Raw genomic sequence first — 19,005 nt, forward strand, 5'->3', positions numbered from 1 at the left:
ATTTTATGCATCAAGAGGCGGACTATCAAAGCAAGCGACAACAGAAAATTACAAGACGAAGAATGTTGCTTGTAACCGGAGCTGGACTCTCAGCACTAGTTTTGAGTAGTTTTAATCCCTTGCAACTCTCTGCCCAGACTCCTAAGAGAGCCCTGTCATCCAACGATATCTTGGCGATTCAGCAGCTCAATAGCAACTATTTCTATACTCTTGATGCCCTCAAAGAAGGCAATAACGCTGTTAAATGGGCAGATACATTCACGCCTGATGGTATATTCTCGCTAACGAGCGCGGATGGGACAGTTATAGTACAGGCGACAGGGACGCAGGAGTTAATCAATACTTACAATGCCTTTCCTGACGTGCAAACTACTCGGCACTGGAACAATAACCTCCTGATCGAACCTGATTTTGGAGGTGCTAAAGGAGGATGTTATGTCATCGCCATGAATATCCAGAGTATTCCCGCCACAATCGTTAGAACTGGATTATACGAAGATCGATTAGTGAAATTTGGCGAAAATTGGAAGTTTCAAGCTCGAACTCTCATCCTCGATCCTAACGTCCCTGCACCAACGATGAACTATATTCAATAACTTTAGAAATAACTTTCAAGACAAACAACTTTACCGATCGCTACAACTAACGCACTACTCCTAACTTCATAAGGTTTCATATGATCCATCAACTTATATTTGCCCACCCTAAGCCAGGTATGACTGAGAAAGAGTTCCAGGATTACTGGGTCAATTTTCATGCAGTTTACTATGCCAGTAAGATTTCTCAGATCAAGCGTTACTTGGTTGATACCCGCATCCCATTTGGTCAAGAGCCAGAAGACCCTCTTTTTAGTGGTGTAGCGGAAATATGGCTAGAGAACGAGGAAGAGCAACTAGCATCTCTTCAGTCAAAGGAGTTTTTAGCAGGAGCGCGGCTGGATGAGCCTAACTGGGCAGCTTTCTGGCGCACTATGGTACTAGATACAACAGCTCACGTCCTGATGGAAGGCGAACCTTTGAAAAAAGATTCGACTTTGGTTAAAATTTTTGCTCTAGTTAAGCGTAAGGCTGGAATGCCGCTGGAGGAATTTCGTCAATACAGTTTGGAGGTTCATGCGCCCAAGGATCTAAAACTTCCAGGTCTACGGCGTTATCTTCAGTGTCACGTGCGCGATAGTTTCTACGCTATTGGAGAATCAATCCTCGATTGTGTTTCACAGTTGTGGTTTGATGACATTCAGTCGCTAGAAAAAGCTTTGAACTCGCCGCAAGGCAAAGAATCTGAGTGGGATTTAGCTAATTTTGTCGAACCTAAATATGCTCATACCTTTGTCGCAAAAGAACATTGGATTATTGGTCCAGAATTCCGCTAGCGATCTAGAGCATGGTATTCGATTTGGATAAAAATCATGACAGATAAAAGTGAAGGTCTTCTAGCTACTGTGAAGCATCTCGGAGTTTCTATTGCAGTGTCGAATCTGGAAGCAACAGCTAGGTGGTACAAAGAGCAATTAGGTTTCGAGGAAGTCCTAAGAAGAGAATTCCCAGAATTTGGCACTCGGATTGTATTTATTGAGACAAACGGTGTCAGAATCGAATTGATCGAGGATAAGAATTGGCATCCTATAAATCGTCCAGATCCCCCCCAACACACTTCAATTCAAGGTGTCAGCCAGATTACTTTCAAAGTTGATGACATTCAAACAGCGATCGCACGGGTCAAAAGCCGACCGATTAAAATTGCTTGGGATCTCGTTATTGTCAAGGATATCGGTTTTAAAGAATTTTTTATCAGAGACAACGAAGGTAATATCATTCAATTTCTAGAAACGTTTGAACCCATACGTTAAGCGGCTATCAAGATGCGCCAAAATCATTGAGGCACAAATCATGACTGATATCAAAGCAATTGTAATCGGCAGTGGTTTCGGTGGAGCAGTAGCTGCCTTACGCTTAGGACGAGCAGGAGTTGAAACTCTTGTTTTAGAGAGGGGACGGCGCTGGACAATTGAAGATCCTACTAAAAATGCAACTTTTGCAACATTTAGAAATCCAGATAGACGAGCAGAGTGGCTGAATACAGTCACAAAAACCCCAGGTTATGAAGGAATTCCGATTGAAAAATACACCGGGGTACTCGAAATTTTAGAAAGAGGAGACTACAAGTTTTTAGTCGGGTGTGGTGTGGGTGGTGGTTCTTTGGCATATGGGGGAATTTTAATTCAACCACCGCAGGAACTATTCAAGCAGGTGTTTCCTAGCTCCATTAACTATGACGAAATGGATGCTGTTTATTTTCCCCGAGTCCACTCTGTTATTGGCAGCGCCCCTATTCCAGATGATGTTCTAGAAAGTGAATATTACCTGGGATTAAAGATACTGGAACAACACGCTCTCAAGGCAGGATTCCCTTATGTCGAATCTACCAATTGTGGCTTAATCAACGGAGTTAATCGATTTCCAATGGGAATTGATTGGGATATTGTCCGAGAAGAAATGGTAGGAAAAAGAGTGCCATCTGTGATTGCAGCTGAGTTTTGGTTTGGCAATAACAGTGGTGGTAAAAAAACACTGGATCGAAACTACCTGAAGTTAGCTGAGGAAACGGCTGCCGTTGAAATTCGCACTCATCATGTTGTCACCAAAGTTGCGGAAAGACCGGAAGGTGGTTATGCAGTTGTAGTAGACATAATTAACGACTCTGGTGAAGTTATTAACCAACAAACTTTAACTTGTGAGTACCTGTTCATGGCTGCTGGTGTCATGGGGACTTGCGAACTCCTAATCAAAGCTAAAGCTAAGGGAGATTTACCAAAAATCAACGATCGCATAGGACAGGGATTTGGCAACGATGGCGATACCTATGCCTTTCGCACCAATCTGTCAGAAACTACCAACCCGCATTTAGGCGGTCCAGGTGCGATCGCTGTTCTCAATTATGATAATCCCATCTTTCCCTGTGTGATGATGCGAGCGCCATTACCGAGATTTGAACGAGATTTTCCGAATAAAAATGTCATTGGTAGCTTTGTCTTTGCTATGACCCCTTATCGAGGCAACTTTAGCTACGACCCAGCTTCAGATACAGTCCAATTAAATTTTGCCAGCGACCCCAAAGCCAAAGAAGCTGCTAAGTATTTAGCCGAACTGCTGAGCGAGAAAAATGGTGGCGAAGTGCCTCCGATTGCCTCTCAGACGACTGGTCATCAACTGGGAGGAGCCTGTATGGGTCAAGTTTGCGATGACTGCGGGCGCGTGGAAGGGCATTCACACCTATATGTTGTCGATGGTGCTTTAATTCCAGGGTCTAGTACCTGTGTCAATCCGGCACTAACAATCGCGGCGATCGCCGAGCGTTGTCTAGAGCGGATTTTGGCTGAGGATATTCAACATTCATGACTTTTGGGGAGGTCAATCATGAGCCAGGAAGAAACACAGAAAGTCGCCGAAAAGTGGTTCAACGCGCTAGATCTAGCTGACTATGAAACCGCAATGAGTTGTCTGGCAGACGATATCGAGTGGATCAATCTCCAACCAGTTAAGGGTGTCAGCGATATCATTCCCTGGATTGGTACGTCTCACGGTGTTGCTGAGGTGACAAAATCTTTTCAAGTCCGCGATCGCATAGCTGAGGTTAAGGTTTTTAAACCTGTCGAGCTAGTCGTGCAAGGCGATCGGGCATTTGGCACCGTGCATGACATGACAACAATTAAAGCAACTGGACTCACCTTCGACGTCACTTTTGCTACCTGGATGCAGATTCAAGATGGGAAAATTGTGAAATGGAAATCTTACTGCGACCCGTCCCCGATCGTTGCAGCATTTCGGGGAGATTCAAAGGCTCGTTTAATCGAAGCTGTAGAAAATGAGGATCTAGAGGCAGCTACAAGTCTCCTACAACAGGGAGCCGATCCTAATACCCGCAATCCAGAAAACGGATTGACTGTATTAATGACCGCCGCCTGTCACGCCAATGTTGCAATGGTGAAATTATTGCTCGATGCTGGTGCAGACGTTCTAACTACCGATCGTAAAACTGGGGCAACTCCCTTACATAAAGCTTGCCAGGGCGGTAGTGTAGAAGTCGCTCGGCTGCTTTTAGATGCCGGAGCATTTATTGACGCTGTTACGCCGACAATGGGTCATACTCCAATTATGGATGCCCTGTGGTACAAGTGGTTGGAATTGGTGAAGTTACTCGTCGAACGAGGGGCAAACCTCAATTTGAGTACTCACTATGGCTTTACGCTAGACGATCACCTTAACTTTGAACTCAACGTCAACCAAGGCGAAGAAAAGCAGAAATTTATTGTCATTAAACAAATCGTTGATGCGGGTAGAAAAGCTGCACGAGAAAGTATTGAATCTCAACAAGTCATGGCAGCAACCGATCGAGGAAATCTGGATGCAGTTAAGCAGTTAATCGAGAATAAGGCTGATGTCAATACTGTTTATCCTCACATAAATTCCTTTCTCGATGGACATACTCCTCTTTTAGTTGCTGCCCGCGATGGGCATACAGAAATCGTCAGGGAACTCTTGAAAGCAGGTGCGAAAGTCAGGGTCGAAGACTGGGTATTTAAGGGGTCTCCTATCCATAAAGCAACTTATAACGGTAATCCTGAAATTTTGAAAATGCTGGTGGAACACCCCGATATCGATCTGGACGTGCAGGGACCGATCAATGGTTACACGCCCCTTCACGATGCTCTTTGGCATGGATATAACGAATGTGCTGAAATTCTGATTAATGCGAATGCCCGATTAGATTTGAAAGGACATGATGGCAAAACACCTTTGGATATTTCTATTGACGTATATGGTTCAGATGGTGAAATCCCAAAATTGATTCGCTCAAAAATGATATGAACGGAAGCTTCATTGAGGACGACTTTAGACTGTAGGAAATGGATTATGTTGGTTTCTCATTTGTACCAGTCGGGATCTCGGCATCACTTTTCTAAAGGGGTACTAAAAAACCGGGAAGAAACAGCAAAACTGCAAGGAAAAAAAATTGGTATTCTGATTGAAAGTGACTTCTACGAACATGAAATTTGGTATTACCATTACCGCTTTGCAGAAGAAGGTGCTGAAACTCATCTCCTCACCCGCTTGTGGGGGCAACAGTCTTTAACTTTTCAAGGACATGAATATCATGCACCGCTGGATTGTCATGAAAGTTTTGAGGATATAGACGATCGCGAACTCAATACTTATGCTGCTATCATTGTACCATCTGCCTTTGTAGCTGACCGTCTCAGGTATACAGAAGATCTAAGCCAACTTCCACCAGCTACTGGATTTCTGAAGCAAGCTTTTGCCAATCAAAACATTTTGAAAGGAATTATTTGTCATGGTATGTGGCTAGTTGCACCTGTGCCAGAACTAGTACGCGATCGCCGCGTGACTTGCCACAACAATTTGCATGGTGATGTTGTGAATATGGGTGCTATCTACACCGATCGAGATGTGGTTGTGGATGGAGATTTAGTCACAGGACGTAGCGGCGCTCATTGTCACTTATTCGCCCAGAAAATCATTGAAATACTGGCTGTAAGATAAACATTAAATAATAGAGGAAGTGGGGTATGGCGCTAATAGTATATCCGCCCAAAACTGCATATAAAATAGAGAAGGGACACCCACATCCTTTGGGAGCAATTCCAGATGAAAATGGGGTAAACTTCTCGATTTTTTCAGAACATGCTACAGGTATAGAACTATTGTTGTTTGACGAACATGATGACCCAGAACCCATCCAAGTTATTCAATTAGACCCCGATGTCAATAAAACATTCCACTTCTGGCATGTCTATGTCAGCGGGCTGCAACCAGGGATGCACTACGCCTATCGAGTTGACGGTTCTTCCGATCGCAATGGCGGACACCGCTTTGATAAAAATAAGCTGTTAATTGACCCATATGCTAAAGGAAATAACAAAACTCTTTGGCAGCGAATGAATGCATGTTTACCTGGTGATAATTTGACGACATCAATGAGAAGTGTTGTCATTGATACATCAGAATATGACTGGGAAGGCGATCGCCCGCTCAATCGTCCCATGAGCGAAACTATCATCTATGAGATGCATATTGGCGGGTTTACTAAGTCACCGACATCGAGTGTCAAGCATCCAGGAACATTCGCTGGAGCGATCGAAAAAATTCCTTACCTTAAGGAATTAGGCGTTACAGCAGTTGAACTCATGCCTGTATTCGAGTTCGACGACACAGAAATTCTGCGGGATGTGGACGGCAAGCCCCTGAAGAACTACTGGGGCTACAGTACTATGAGTTACTTTGCCCCTCACACTGGTTATTGCGTTAACCCTCAAATCGGCAACCACGTTCGAGAGTTTCGCGACATGGTTAAAGCCCTGCATCAAGCTGGGATTGAAGTAATCTTGGATGTAGTTTTTAACCACACCGATGAAGGCAACCATCAGGGACCTGTCTTCTGCTTTAAGGGCATTGATAATAGCATCTACTACTATCTGGTGGCAGGAGATAAGCAGTACTACTACGATTACACTGGCTGCGGCAACACATTCAACTGCAACCATCCCATCCCTGAAAAGCTAATTGTCGAGTCTCTCGAATACTGGGTGAAAGAATTGCATATTGACGGCTTCCGCTTTGATGAAGGGTCAGTCCTATCTCGCGGGCAAGATGGAGTGCCGTTACAGTATCCGCCAGCCATTTGGAATATCGAGTTATCTGAAACGCTTGCCGATACCAAAATCATTGCTGAAGCTTGGGATGCGGCTGGACTTTACCAAATTGGCTATTTCCCAGGGTATCGTTGGGCAGAGTGGAACGGACGCTATCGAGATGATATTCGGCGCTTTGTCAAAGGTGAGTCTGGCATCGTGGGTGCTGTTGCGGCTCGGATTGCTGGTAGTGCTGACCTATACCAAAATCACGGACACTTGCCGATCAATAGCGTGAATTTTATTACTGCCCATGATGGTTTCACGTTAAACGATCTGGTTTCGTACAACCAGAAACATAACGAAGCAAATGGAGAAGGTAATCGAGATGGCATTGATGAGAATTTGAGCTGGAATTGTGGCGTTGAGGGTGAGACGAGCGATCGCTGGGTGGAAGATCTGCGCGATCGCCAGATTAAGAACTTTGCCGCCATTCTCCTGCTTTCCCAAGGCGTACCGATGATTGTGATGGGGGATGAAGTTCGGCGGACTCAAAAAGGTAATAATAACGCCTATTGTCAGGATAACGAACTCGGTTGGTTTGATTGGAATCTGGTTGAGAAAAACAGCAAATTGTTCCGATTCTGGAAGTTAACGATCGACTTCCGCCTGCGCCATTCCAATTTACATCGCTCCCGTTACTTCACGGGTAGTGTAAATCAGCGTGGCTTAGCAGACATCTCCTGGCATGGTTGCCAGTTATACAGCCCTGGTTGGAACGATCCCAACGCTCGCGTTCTGGCATTTACCTTAGGGGGTTTCAACGAAGAGGCAGACATTCATGTCATGCTCAACATGTACTGGGAAGAACTTGAGTTTGAAATTCCTGCCGTTGCAGGCAAGCAGTGGTATAGAGCTATAGACACCGCTCAGAATTCTCCCTTAGACATTGCAGAACCAGGCAAAGAAACCCTGGTAACAAGTAACACCTACTTTGTGCAAGGTCGTAGTGTTGTTGTACTAATTTCTCAGTAATTTTGTTAATTCTTTCTCTACATTTAAAGCAAATCCAATGAATAAAATAGACTTTACTTTCTCAGACTTGATTGCTGGGTATGTAACACAGTTTGACAAGACCAAAGACACCTTTAGCTTAAAAACCTCCGACAATCGAGAATTTCTCGTTCAATTAGCCCCGACTGCCTTTGGCGAACTGGTACGTAACTTAGGAGAGGCGTATCGCGATGCGACTGCCCAAATGCGAGAAATGCTCGTACCAGGACGATTTGTCTTTGCTTATGGCATCTTTTACCCAGATGGAGAAAACGGCGACTGCGCTTTTGCAGCCAATCACCTTGTTTTTCTGGGTCGTAGCGAGAACGAATACCTGTTTGAAACGCAAAACTGGTGGATTAAGCAGGTGCGGCAGTTAGCCGATTTCTATCTAGAAGCTGAGTTTGGCGACGGGGAAATTGACTACTCCGAATACCGTACTAACCTCACCATCGCAGGAGATAAGCAAAAGTCCGGTCGTCAAGAAACGGACACGATCTCGCGTCTAGTTTATGGCTTTGCCTCTGCTTATTTACTCACTGGGGAAGATCGTTTTCTGGAAGCTGCGGAAAAGGGTACGAAATATCTGCGCGAACATATGCGTTTCCGCGATGAAAGCGAGGGTATTTGCTATTGGTATCATGCTGTTGATATTAAGGCGGACGGCAGCGAGCAAAAAATCTTTGCCTCAGAATTCGGCGATGACTACGACGCGATTCCCTGCTACGAGCAGATTTACGCCTTGGCAGGTCCTACGCAAACTTACCGAGTCACAGGCGATCGCTTAATTAAAGATGACATCAAGGCAACGGTTAATCTATTTCACCGATTTTTCAAAGACAAAAGTGAAAAAGGCGGTTACTATTCTCACATCGATCCAATTACCCTTAGTCCCTATAGTGAATCCCTTGGGCGCAATCGGGCTAAAAAGAATTGGAACTCGGTCGGCGACCACGCCCCCGCCTATTTAATCAATCTCTGGTTAGCCACTGGCGAACCAGAATATGCCGACTTCCTAGAGTATACCTTTGACACGATCGCTGCCCATTTTCCCGATTATGATGCTAGTCCTTTCGTCCAAGAGAAGTTTAATGATGACTGGTCAAAAGACTACCATACAGTGCAGCAAAACCGAGCAATTGTGGGTCACAACCTGAAAATTGCTTGGAACTTGACGCGGATGCACAGTCTCAATGCCAAAGAAACATATAAAAATTTTGCTGAGAAGATCGGTCACGTTATCCCTGGCGTTGGTTGCGATCGCCAGCGCGGTGGCTGGTATGACATGGAAGAAAGAGTATTAGCTCCAGGTCAAAAGTTCTATCGACTCGTCTGGCACGATCGCAAGGCTTGGTGGCAACAAGAGCAAGGAATTCTGGCTTACTACATCATGGCTGGTGTCTATCAAGACCCTGATTTCATTCGGTTTGCCCGCGAAGGTGCTGCCTTCTATAACGCTTGGTTTCTGGATACCGAATCTGGTGGGGTCTATTTCAATGTTTTAGCCAATGGACAACCCTACGCACTGGGTACGGAACGCGGTAAAGGCAGCCACTCAATGGCTGGTTATCACTCTTTTGAGCTGTGCTACCTAGCAGCTATTTATATCAACTTGTTGATTAATCAGGAACCAATGGATTTCTACTTCAAGCCAATGCCTGGAGGTTTCCCAGATAATATTTTGCGAGTACAGCCAGATATTCTACCACCTGGCAGCATTCGGATTGGAGAAGTGTGGCTCAACGGTCACAAATACACTAATTTCGATCCTGAAGCGTTAACGATCGAACTACCAACCGATCGAAATGAAATGAAGTTCAGAGTAAGAATAGTGCCTGCTGGGGTTGATTTCGATGCTGACTTGATAGAAGTCAGCGATGGGGTAGCGAAGATCGATTTAGCTGGTTCTCTAGAGCCAAGCATGTTGAAATATTTTAAGGAAGAGTTGGAGAAGGCTCATGGAGTCAAAGGTGTGATCCTGAATATGCAAGATCTCAAGTCGATCTCCGATGAGGCTTTGCGGTATCTTGCCTTTTATAAACAAAAAGCTGGCAGTGATTTTAGTATCGCTGTCTTGGGTGCTGAAGGATCTGTGAAAGCAGCGATCGAGCAAAGCGAACTCAATGAAGAAATCAGTTTGCTAGCTCAGTAAAAGGTTAAAGGTTAAAGGTTTTCCCTTTAACCTCACAAATCAACTTGCCAAGTTGATGCTGAATCCTATTTTACTAAGAATACTGAAGCTACAAGCTTAAATTGAGATACTCTATCAACCTTAATTTTGGCTCTGATTTTTATCGTCGCTAAAATCATTGCTAAACTTGGATTTTCTGCAAGACTTGTTGAACTATTTTGTGTAAATAGACATGCGTAGAAATTTTGTTTATTTTTCTGCTTTGTTATCCTTTTGTCTACCTATTAATGAACTCAAAGTCATTGCTCAAGAAACTTCTGAGAAAAAAACTACAATTCAATTAACCCAGACTCTACCCAAGCTCGATCGATCTACTGAAGTTGCAGTAGGGATGTATTTGATCGATTTTGATGATTTCAATGAACAAGAAGAGTCTTTTACACTCGATGGTTACTTGTTTTTGAATTGGAGAGATGAACGTCTAGCTTTTAATCCAAGTCAGACTGGAGGAAAACATAAAACTTACAACTCAGGGCAAATTTGGACACCTAATGTAAGTTTTTTGAATATTGAAGGCAAGCGAGAAGCAGCTTATAAAGAATTGAAGGTAAAACCTGACGGTACTGTATCTTACAAGGAAAAGTTTACAGGTCAATTTAATTACGAACTCGATCTGAAAGAATTTCCTTTTGATAGTCAAAAAATTCAAATTATCCTCACAACCTTAGATGATAGTAAAAACATAATTTTCACTGTAGATAAGACCAAAACTGGCAAATCTCAAGATGCTTTTTTGGCGGGATGGACAATCGGAGAGGAGCAGGCAAATGTCAGAACTATTAAATCAGATATTGAAGAAGTATATCTTCCAGAATTTGTGTATGAAATTGATGTTTTTCGTTATTCTAAACCATACATTTGGAATATAATTCTTCCACTCTTGTTTATCATTGGACTTTCCTGGACGGTATTTTGGTCGAGGTCTTTTGAATCTAATACTGTTATAGCTACCAGTTCTTTATTATCAGCGATCGCCTTCAATATAGTAGTTGCAGAAGAATTACCAAAAGTCGCTTATCTAACTTTCATCAATGGATTTATTCTGATTGTGTATATTTTCATTTGTTTAGTAGTTATTTACACTGTAGTCAAACATCGGCTCGATTTAGAAAAATAGAAAGAGCGATCGTTGAAGATCGATCGGGTAGCACGTTGGTTAGTTCCAGTTATGTTTGCGGCATCCAACATCGGATTACTTGCATTTTTTTTACTTTAAGAAGAAACGATCAATTGAATTGTGGTTTGAATAGATCTTACGGCTAACGTACTCAATTTAAAATAGTAGTCTCTGCTTCTATAGCAATCCAAATTGATTTGTGAACGTTGCCTGTGCTGCAACTGCTTCATATTGTATGAGAGTTGTATAGCAGTTCTAAATGATTTGTAAATTCGGCACGTATAGAAAACTTTAAAAATCGAAAAGGCTAGCTTGAAAGCTTTGTCAAAGTAATTTGTGTGCTTGTTGTCCGATCTAAATTTATCGATCGCACTTATTTTGATTCGCTACCATTTCAGATTGAAAACATCAACCTACTGGCTTAAAACTGGTTTAATTTAAATCGCGATCGCCTACACTCTATGTAAACTTGTCTTGGACTTTTATCGGCGTGACACAAATATTAATTGATATGCCCCTGCTATTATCTACTTCCTACTTCTTCATGTTAAAGCGATCGACTTTTGAAATAAGCCTTCTATCTGTTGTAACTTCATCGCAACTTCCCCATCTAGCTTTTGCAAACGTTGCATTTCTGCATCCCGATTTACCTCAAAAGTTTCTTTTTGCTGAACTAGATTATCTAGTTCAGATTTTCGAGAGATAATATCATCGTCGATCCGTTTAGTTACTTCTCGTTCGTAAGCATCAAAATATTCTTTCACGCCGTTATATACAGCAAGCCATTGTTCGCTAGCTACCTGCGGTAAATGTTTAATTAATTCTTTCTCAGCCATTTTAACTAATTCTTGACGTACCCGATCTGCTTGCAAAAAATTCATGTTTAAACCAATTAATGCTAATTCTAATAGTTCCCTAAAGATTCTTTTTACAGCAAAAATAATATTATCAATACCAATGACAGCAACATAGTTAAATAAAATATTTTTCCAGTCAAACTCTGCACCCGCCATCGCTATCCCAGCTAAGTTACCCCTAGTAAGCGAAAACAATCCCATTGCCCATTTTGTCCAAGCAGGTGTCTTATTGTTTTCAGCCGTACCATTAGAATTAGCTACGACCTTTTGTTCGGTAATTTTTTCGGTTATTTCGTCAGTGACTTGAGAATAAGATTCGCCATGTCGAGCCGCGCTAACGGTAAGTTGGGCAAAGGCTGTATTTAAGTTTTTTTCAGCACTCAACGTCCAATTAGATAATTTATCGTTAATATACTGCTCAAATACTTTTTTTAGTACTGTATTGAAAGCATCATGCTTGTTTTTGCTCAAAGAATCAAATAGTTTTAAATCTGGTTGATAGCTTAAAAAATCAGTTTCAAAAGTATTACCTAGATTTAAGATATAGTTACGAAATGAATCGGCAATTTCTTTCGCTTGGATATCTCTCATACTGCGAATTTCTTGTTGAAAGCGATCGCGAATACCAGTTAACTTTTTAAATTCCGGTTCTAGAGAATTAATTTTGCGCTTTAATCGATCGACATCTTGCGCTAATAAAGGAATACGACGCTCGATCGCTGCGTGAGTGCGAGTATAAGCTTGACGCGCTATAGTTCTTGCTTGTCGCAGTTGCGCGATCGCTCTTTCTTTGGTAAGAAATGTATTTAACGAACCTAAAAATTCGGGAAAACCAGTTCCTTCTAACCGAGCTTCCGTATCATTTAAACCAGGGCTATCAATAATTTCTATACCTTTTTCTAATAAGGGTAAAGGATATTCGACTAAGGCATGGCTAACATTAGGAAATATCTGTTGCTCATCTTGTTTTAACTGCTTTGCTTCTGAAGGTTCGATTGTATAAGTTTGTTTGAATTGTTGAAAATCTAATTGTTCGGGTTTCGTGTCATCGTTAAAATAAACTGTAACCTTCTTCTCCTTGCCATAACGTAAAATAGTTAAGATAGCCGTATATGAATTGAGATCGCTATATAATAAATTTTCGCCAATCAAAGCATTCCAAAAGGTAGTCTTATCTCGCTTCATATTCTCTAAAACTAAAAGCCGAAATACTCCTCGACGTAAATTATTTTCTACCGCTTTTATGTCTTCTAACTGGCTATTTAAACCAAGTCCACCAGAAGAGATTTTTCCTTCTAATTCTGCTAGTTCGATCGTTTCAGCCATCTGTTCCAGATAGTTAGCAACTTCTACCCTCACTTGAGCAACTCGTTCTAAATCTTTAAGAAAATTTTCGGTTTCTATTTCGTAATTCATGCTGTTTCGCTTATGTAAAGGAACGATCTTGTCCGTAAGAGTAAATTCTGTACAACCGTAACCTTGAGATTCCTACAATGCCCATAGCAAAACTAGGGAAATTTAGCTAGTTTTCCCGTGGTTAGTGACGATCGCGAAGATGATGAGATGGTAAAAATACTGGTTTATAGTAAGTTATGACAAGTAAGCGTTTGTATCACTTGGGTTTTGGGCGAGACGACTTGGGTACTGTACCCCCCACAATAGCGCTGTTGTCGGGAGATCCCGAACGATCGCATTTCATCGCCAAAACTTATTTACAGGGCGATCGCTTGTTGTCGGCAAATCGCGGTTTAAATAGTTATATCGGCAATTTAGCGAATGGGCGATCGCTTTTAGCGGCGACAAGTGGGATGGGTGCGCCTTCCCTAAGTATTGTGGTGAATGAGTTAGTGCAGTTGGGAATTCGGCAAATTATTCGCATCGGAACTTGCGGTTCGATCCAAGATTACGTACCAGCAGGAAGTATTGTCATCAGTCAGGCGGCTTTGTGTCGTCAGGGTGCAGCCAACGATATTGCACCTGTAGAATATCCCGCCGCTGCCGATCCTTTCCTCACGGTGGCTTTAGTCCAGGCAGCACGGGAGTTAGGAGTAGAGTATCATTTAGGAATTACAGCTTCGGTGGATACGTTCTATGAAGGACAGGAACGAGTCGATTCTGCCAATCCGCATTTAATGCGATCGCTACAAGGAATTACAGCAGAATATAGACGGTTGAATATACTTAACTATGAAATGGAATCCGGTACGCTGTTTAAAATGGCGGGAGTTTATAACTTTGCCGCAGCTTGCATTTGTACTGTTGTTGCCCAGCGAAGGAGTAGTGAGGAGATATTATTAAAACAGCAAGCAGATTCAGGTGGTAATGCGATCGCTGTGGCGATTCGAGTTATAGAAAATTTAGCATAATACTCTGAATTAATCGGAATAGAGATGGATGTATTTTGAGGTGCTAGTCATGGAAGAATTACTAGAGTTAAAAGATTTACTGCTCAAAGGTGATGTCCCAGCAGCATTGGAGATTGTTGAAGAATTAGAAGAAATGAGCCGCGACGATAAAATTAGTGCTATTGGCAGCTATGCTGTTATTCTCCTGTTACATCTGATTAAGCAACAAGTTGAAAATCGCTCAACCGCCTCCTGGGAAGTATCAATTCGCAATTCGGTACGAGCTATCCAAAAAAAGAATAAGCGACGTAAAGCGGGAGGGTATTATTTAACATTAGAGGAACTGTACGTAGCTTTAGAAGAAGCTTATCCTGATGCAATTGATTATGCCTCTTTAGAAGTAGCAGAAGGACTTTACGAACCAGAAGCATTAGCAGAAATTGTCGATCGCGAAGTCATTCTCGATCGCGCTATGAAATTGATATTACCGCAAGAGTGAATTGCCTTGACTAAACAACGACTCGATACTTTATTAGTAGAATTAAATTTATGTACCTCGCGCCAGCAAGCACAACGGCTGATTCAGGCAGGGGAAGTCATGGTCAATCGGCAAGTCATTGATAAAGCTGGTACGGAAATTGAAACCACCGCAAAAATTGAAATTAAAGCGCGATCGCCATATGTGTCTAGAGGTGGAGAAAAACTTGCCAAAGCTTTAGCTGAATTTACTATTTCTGTAACAGACAGAATTTGTTTAGATGGGGGAATATCTACGGGAGGCTTTACCGATTGCTTGTTGCAAGCGGGTGCAAAACAAGTCTACGGTGTCGATGTCGGTTACGGACAAGTCGAGTGGCGCTTGCGTAACGATCCGCGTGTCGTACTGCGGGAACGGACGAATTTACGCCATCTCACCCCAGAAGAATTATATGGCAATGCAGCACCAGCTGATTTAGCCGTCGTTGATGTATCATTTATTTCCTTAACTAAAGTTTTGCCTGCATTGTGGCAACTTTTAATCGAGCCTCGCGAGACGATATTATTAGTAAAACCTCAATTTGAAGTTGGGCGATCGCGAGTTGGTAAAAAAGGAGTGGTGCGCGATCCTAACGACCAAGCAGAGGCAGTTTTTCAAGTTCTCCAAACATCGCGAGAACTAGGCTGGCAATACCGCGGCTTAACCTGGTCGCCAATCCAGGGTCCAGCAGGAAACATTGAGTATTTATTATGGCTGGGAATGGAAAGCCAGACACCAGAACCCGAACTTCAGGCAATTCAACAGCTTGCTAGCAAAGCGCGGCAGCAATTTTCGAGTTAAAGATGCAAGACTTCCGTTTCTACAACTAGAATTAATGGGGGTAAAACGATTACAGTTATAAATACATGCCAGCTTTAGAAGAAATTCTCGCGATCGCTCGTTCTGTTGGTTGGGGCGCATCCTATCTTCTCCGGTCTTACTATTATGGTGAAAATAAAGACAACCTAGACATTAAAGATAAGCAAGGTAGTCCTGTCACCTCAGCAGATTTAGCCGTGAATCGTTATATCCTCGATCGCCTGCAAACTAACTTGGGACAGGAAGAATTTGCCTACATTACCGAAGAAACTTATAAATCTTCTACACCACAACCCACCAAATCTTGGGTTTGGATAATTGACCCTTTAGATGGTACGCGAGATTTTATCGATAAAACTGGAGAATATACAATTCACATTGCTTTGGTTAAAGATGGTCGTCCGGTGTTATCAGTCGTAGCCTATCCAGAAGTAGAAAAACTTTATTTTGCTACATTAGGAGGCGGAACATTTGTTGAAACTCGCGATGGCAATATTCAACAAGTAAAAGTTTCTCAACGGCAGAATGTTGAAGAATTTACAATAGTTGTGAGTCGTTCGCACAGAGGTAAGAAATTAGAGAAAGTTTTATCTAAATTACTATGTAAAAAACAAAAGAGTGTGGGTAGTATTGGCGGAAAAATAGCTGCTATTGTCGAACAACAAGCAGATGTTTATATTTCTCTTTCTGGTAAATCTGCCCCTAAAGATTGGGACTTAGCCGCACCAGAGTTGATTCTTACAGAAGCTGGAGGAAAACTAACACACTTTGATGGAACTCCTTTAATTTATAACAAAGAAGATGTCAGTCAATGGGGCGGTTTAATTGCTAGTAATGGTGAGTGTCACGATCGATTGTGCGTTGAAGCTGAAAGAATATTAGTAGAAATAGAAAATGAGGCGATTTAAACGCTCTTGAGAACGGTTTTATCGCGATTACGGATCTGTAGGGGCGCACGGCTGTGCGCCCCTACGAATGTATTACACCCGCATGGGAAATACCATATAACCTCGCGATCGCCTGGCTTCTGCTTGCTGACACAAAAATCATCCTAGAGAAATTTTTTATCTCCTCCAATTCTCGTTACATTGAAGGAGAGGATGCACTTAAGCCGTGCTAGGAGAGAACCGTATGGACGCAGATACAAAACAGGAACAATCCCACTCAAACCATAACGGCGAGAAGCACAACACCCCAGAAATGGGTGGTGGATTACCTGTAATTCAGTATTGGGCAGAACATACGTTGTCTCCAGAGGGACCGAAACTGTGGCAAACTCTATTACATAAAAGCTCTTGCCTATCTTGTGCTTGGGGAACGGGTGGACAAAAAGGCGGGTTTCATAACGAACTAGACGAACCGCTACAACGCTGCATGAAGAGTGTAGAGGCTATTTCTGCCGAACTGCAACCGCCAGTAGAACGGCATTTTTTCGATCGCCACACAATTACCGAACTCCAGCAGTTGTCCTCTCTAGAAGCAGATCGTCTCGGTCGTCTTAGCTTTCCTGTCATTTTACGTGAAGGAAAGTCTCATTACGAACGTATTTCTTGGGAAGAGATTTATCAAATTGCCGAAACAGCTTTTCGCCACCCTCCAGAACGAGTTGCGTCCTATAGTTCGGGGCGATCGTCTAACGAAGCGGCATTTTTGTTGCAATTAACGATCCGGGCTTTGGGATCGAATCACTTAGCAGATTGCTCCGATTTGTGCCATGTTCCTTCTACCGTAGGTTTGAAGGAAATGTTTGGTTCCGGTACTTCAATGGTAAGTTTAGATAGTCTGAAGAAGGCAGACTGTGTAGTGTTAATTGGCTCGAATGCGCCTGCAAACCACCCGCGTTTGATGAACGAATTAATTCAACTACGCGATCGCGGTGGTAAAGTTATTGTGGTCAATCCAGTTGTAGAAGTTGGGTTAGTTAAATTCGCCTCACCTGCATACCCGCTTAAATCTCTCTTCACCGGATCGGATATTTCTTCACTCTATCTTCAGTTGATTCCTGGTAGTGATGTTGCTTTATTTGTGGGGATTCAAAAAGCATTAATCGAACAAAATCTCATTCAAATTGATTATCTACGCGATCGAACTGAAGATTGGGAAGCTGTCGTAGATTATGCTATTTCTACTGAATGGGAAACTATTGTAGCTACTTGCGGCATTTCCAAAGCAGAAATTGAAGCAGCAGCCCGCATTATCGGGACTTCAAAAGGTGTGGTCTTTGCTTGGGCAATGGGGGCGACACAACACGAAAATGGGGTAGATAACGTCTATGCGATCGCCAATACAGCCTTAATCACAGGAAATGCAGGTAAAGAGGGTGCTGGCACGATGCCGATTCGCGGACACTCCAACGTGCAAGGGTTTGGCTCGATGGGTGTCACGGCAAAATTGAAGCCAGAAATTCAACAAACTTTAGAAAAATTGTTAGGGCGATCGCTCAACCGCAATCCCGGCTATCGCGCCCGTAATTTAATTGACGCTGCGGATGCGGGTGAGGTAGATTCGTTAATTTGTGTGGGTGGTAATTTATATGCTGCTAACCCAGATTTAACCCAAGCTAAGCGGGCATTAGGTAACATCGAAACCATTATCTACCTCGCAACAAAACCAAATTTAGGACACTTCCACGGCTTAGCTAAGAAAAACACAATTATCATTCCAGTATTTAATAGATTTGAAAATCCACACAAAACAACGACTGAATCTGGCAATAATTTTGTCCGGCTCAATGATGAAGGCAAAACCCATATTAAAGACGGAGATTTAATTTCAGAAGTCGAATTTATAACAGAATTAGCCCATCGGCTTCACGGGGAAGAACCGATTCAATGGCGCAAACTTCAAGATACAAAATACGTGCGTCAACTCATCGCCAAAACCATCCCTGGTTTCGAGCAAATGGCAACTATTGACGAAACTAAAGAAGAATTTACCATTGGCGGACGCATCTTTAAACAACCTAAATTTGCTACCCCATCAGGTAAAGCCAAGATGTTTGTTACGCTTTTACCCCAACTGCACGCACCTCAGCCGCAAGATTTTGGCATCTGTGAATCTACTCGCAGTCTTAGCTTAATTTTGATGACTGGACGCAGTTATTCACAACATAATACTGTAGTGTACAAAGAAGGCGATCGCTATCGGGGAATGCCGCATCGAAATTGTATATTAATGCATTCAGCTGATGCTGAAAAAGCAGGATTGCAAGAGCATCAGCGCCTCACAGTGCAGGGTGATGCAGGCAAGATGGAAAATGTAGAGATTATTTTTGGTTCCGTGCGTCAAGGGACGGCTTTCATGTTTTATCCCGAAGTTAACGCGATATTTAAGGCAAGGATCGATCCTAAATGTGGAATACCTGCCTTCAAGCGAGTACCGATTTTTGTGTATATTTAGCGCTATAGCTTAGTGAGAGTTTTGTTTGATACTTCTGTTTTGGTTGCTGCACTACTTG

Annotated in this window: 15 protein-coding genes; 14 read left to right on the forward strand and 1 reads right to left on the reverse strand. The window is 42.6% G+C overall.

Annotation, left to right across the window (positions count from 1 at the left end):
* Positions 1 to 5: 5 nt before the first annotated feature.
* From CHRO_RS22210 to CHRO_RS22250, 9 genes are all read left to right on the forward strand, one after another.
* Positions 6 to 596, forward strand: a complete 591-nt coding sequence (locus CHRO_RS22210; RefSeq protein ID WP_015156471.1) for a nuclear transport factor 2 family protein — start codon at positions 6 to 8, stop codon at positions 594 to 596.
* Between the two features lie 80 nt (positions 597 to 676).
* Positions 677 to 1,372 (forward strand): EthD domain-containing protein, encoded by a 696-nt coding sequence (locus CHRO_RS22215; RefSeq protein WP_015156472.1) that lies wholly within the window; start codon positions 677 to 679, stop codon positions 1,370 to 1,372.
* A 36-nt stretch (positions 1,373 to 1,408) separates the two neighbouring features.
* Positions 1,409 to 1,849, forward strand: a complete 441-nt coding sequence (locus CHRO_RS22220; RefSeq protein WP_015156473.1) for a VOC family protein — start codon at positions 1,409 to 1,411, stop codon at positions 1,847 to 1,849.
* Between the two features lie 40 nt (positions 1,850 to 1,889).
* A complete protein-coding gene (locus CHRO_RS22225) occupies positions 1,890 to 3,398 on the forward strand; it encodes a GMC oxidoreductase (RefSeq protein ID WP_015156474.1) in 1,509 nt (502 codons plus the stop codon).
* An 18-nt stretch (positions 3,399 to 3,416) separates the two neighbouring features.
* Positions 3,417 to 4,868 (forward strand): ankyrin repeat domain-containing protein, encoded by a 1,452-nt coding sequence (locus CHRO_RS22230; protein WP_015156475.1) that lies wholly within the window; start codon positions 3,417 to 3,419, stop codon positions 4,866 to 4,868.
* Between the two features lie 45 nt (positions 4,869 to 4,913).
* Complete coding sequence (locus CHRO_RS22235; protein WP_015156476.1) at positions 4,914 to 5,561, forward strand: DJ-1/PfpI family protein; 648 nt, start codon at positions 4,914 to 4,916, stop codon at positions 5,559 to 5,561.
* Positions 5,562 to 5,587: 26 nt separating this feature from the next.
* Positions 5,588 to 7,684, forward strand: a complete 2,097-nt coding sequence (glgX, locus tag CHRO_RS22240; RefSeq protein WP_015156477.1) for a glycogen debranching protein GlgX — start codon at positions 5,588 to 5,590, stop codon at positions 7,682 to 7,684.
* A 37-nt stretch (positions 7,685 to 7,721) separates the two neighbouring features.
* Positions 7,722 to 9,854 (forward strand): AGE family epimerase/isomerase, encoded by a 2,133-nt coding sequence (locus CHRO_RS22245; protein ID WP_015156478.1) that lies wholly within the window; start codon positions 7,722 to 7,724, stop codon positions 9,852 to 9,854.
* Between the two features lie 211 nt (positions 9,855 to 10,065).
* Positions 10,066 to 11,010, forward strand: coding sequence for a ligand-gated ion channel (locus tag CHRO_RS22250; RefSeq protein WP_015156479.1), 945 nt, complete (start codon positions 10,066 to 10,068; stop codon positions 11,008 to 11,010).
* A 542-nt stretch (positions 11,011 to 11,552) separates the two neighbouring features.
* Here the strand turns inward: CHRO_RS22250 and CHRO_RS22255 are convergent.
* Positions 11,553 to 13,283: a dynamin family protein gene (locus CHRO_RS22255; protein ID WP_015156480.1), complete on the reverse strand. Its 1,731-nt coding sequence runs from the start codon at positions 13,281 to 13,283 to the stop codon at positions 11,553 to 11,555.
* A 176-nt stretch (positions 13,284 to 13,459) separates the two neighbouring features.
* Here CHRO_RS22255 and CHRO_RS22260 point away from each other — a divergent pair, with 176 nt between their 5' ends.
* The 5 genes from CHRO_RS22260 (at position 13,460) to CHRO_RS22280 (ending at position 18,947) form a co-directional block, all read left to right on the forward strand.
* Entirely contained in the window at positions 13,460 to 14,233 is a 774-nt protein-coding gene (locus CHRO_RS22260; RefSeq protein ID WP_015156481.1) for a nucleoside phosphorylase, read from the forward strand.
* Between the two features lie 49 nt (positions 14,234 to 14,282).
* Positions 14,283 to 14,711: a DUF29 family protein gene (locus tag CHRO_RS22265; protein WP_041463411.1), complete on the forward strand. Its 429-nt coding sequence runs from the start codon at positions 14,283 to 14,285 to the stop codon at positions 14,709 to 14,711.
* A gap of 6 nt (positions 14,712 to 14,717) precedes the next feature.
* Positions 14,718 to 15,530 carry a TlyA family RNA methyltransferase gene (locus tag CHRO_RS22270; RefSeq protein ID WP_015156483.1) on the forward strand — a complete coding sequence of 271 codons (813 nt, stop codon included), beginning with the start codon at positions 14,718 to 14,720 and terminating at the stop codon, positions 15,528 to 15,530.
* A gap of 65 nt (positions 15,531 to 15,595) precedes the next feature.
* Entirely contained in the window at positions 15,596 to 16,456 is an 861-nt protein-coding gene (locus CHRO_RS22275) for a 3'(2'),5'-bisphosphate nucleotidase CysQ family protein (RefSeq protein WP_015156484.1), read from the forward strand.
* A 223-nt stretch (positions 16,457 to 16,679) separates the two neighbouring features.
* The gene (locus tag CHRO_RS22280; RefSeq protein ID WP_015156485.1) at positions 16,680 to 18,947 is read left to right on the forward strand and encodes an FdhF/YdeP family oxidoreductase; all 2,268 of its coding nucleotides are present in this window, start codon (positions 16,680 to 16,682) and stop codon (positions 18,945 to 18,947) included.
* The last annotated feature ends 58 nt before the right edge of the window (positions 18,948 to 19,005 follow it).

The organism is Chroococcidiopsis thermalis PCC 7203, from assembly GCF_000317125.1.
GTDB lineage: Bacteria > Cyanobacteriota > Cyanobacteriia > Cyanobacteriales > Chroococcidiopsidaceae > Chroococcidiopsis > Chroococcidiopsis thermalis.

What these genes read in the sequence shown, in the direction of transcription:
- CHRO_RS22255 (WP_015156480.1), bottom strand. Translation starts at nt 13,283, where the DNA reads ATGAATTACGAAATAGAAACCGAAAATTTTCTTAAAGATTTAGAACGA.
- CHRO_RS22260 (WP_015156481.1), top strand. Translation starts at nt 13,460, where the DNA reads ATGACAAGTAAGCGTTTGTATCACTTGGGTTTTGGGCGAGACGACTTG.
- glgX (WP_015156477.1), top strand. Translation starts at nt 5,588, where the DNA reads ATGGCGCTAATAGTATATCCGCCCAAAACTGCATATAAAATAGAGAAG.
- CHRO_RS22210 (WP_015156471.1), top strand. Translation starts at nt 6, where the DNA reads ATGCATCAAGAGGCGGACTATCAAAGCAAGCGACAACAGAAAATTACA.
- CHRO_RS22220 (WP_015156473.1), top strand. Translation starts at nt 1,409, where the DNA reads ATGACAGATAAAAGTGAAGGTCTTCTAGCTACTGTGAAGCATCTCGGA.
- CHRO_RS22280 (WP_015156485.1), top strand. Translation starts at nt 16,680, where the DNA reads ATGGACGCAGATACAAAACAGGAACAATCCCACTCAAACCATAACGGC.
- CHRO_RS22265 (WP_041463411.1), top strand. Translation starts at nt 14,283, where the DNA reads ATGGAAGAATTACTAGAGTTAAAAGATTTACTGCTCAAAGGTGATGTC.
- CHRO_RS22275 (WP_015156484.1), top strand. Translation starts at nt 15,596, where the DNA reads ATGCCAGCTTTAGAAGAAATTCTCGCGATCGCTCGTTCTGTTGGTTGG.
- CHRO_RS22235 (WP_015156476.1), top strand. Translation starts at nt 4,914, where the DNA reads ATGTTGGTTTCTCATTTGTACCAGTCGGGATCTCGGCATCACTTTTCT.
- CHRO_RS22215 (WP_015156472.1), top strand. Translation starts at nt 677, where the DNA reads ATGATCCATCAACTTATATTTGCCCACCCTAAGCCAGGTATGACTGAG.
- CHRO_RS22250 (WP_015156479.1), top strand. Translation starts at nt 10,066, where the DNA reads ATGCGTAGAAATTTTGTTTATTTTTCTGCTTTGTTATCCTTTTGTCTA.
- CHRO_RS22230 (WP_015156475.1), top strand. Translation starts at nt 3,417, where the DNA reads ATGAGCCAGGAAGAAACACAGAAAGTCGCCGAAAAGTGGTTCAACGCG.
- CHRO_RS22225 (WP_015156474.1), top strand. Translation starts at nt 1,890, where the DNA reads ATGACTGATATCAAAGCAATTGTAATCGGCAGTGGTTTCGGTGGAGCA.
- CHRO_RS22245 (WP_015156478.1), top strand. Translation starts at nt 7,722, where the DNA reads ATGAATAAAATAGACTTTACTTTCTCAGACTTGATTGCTGGGTATGTA.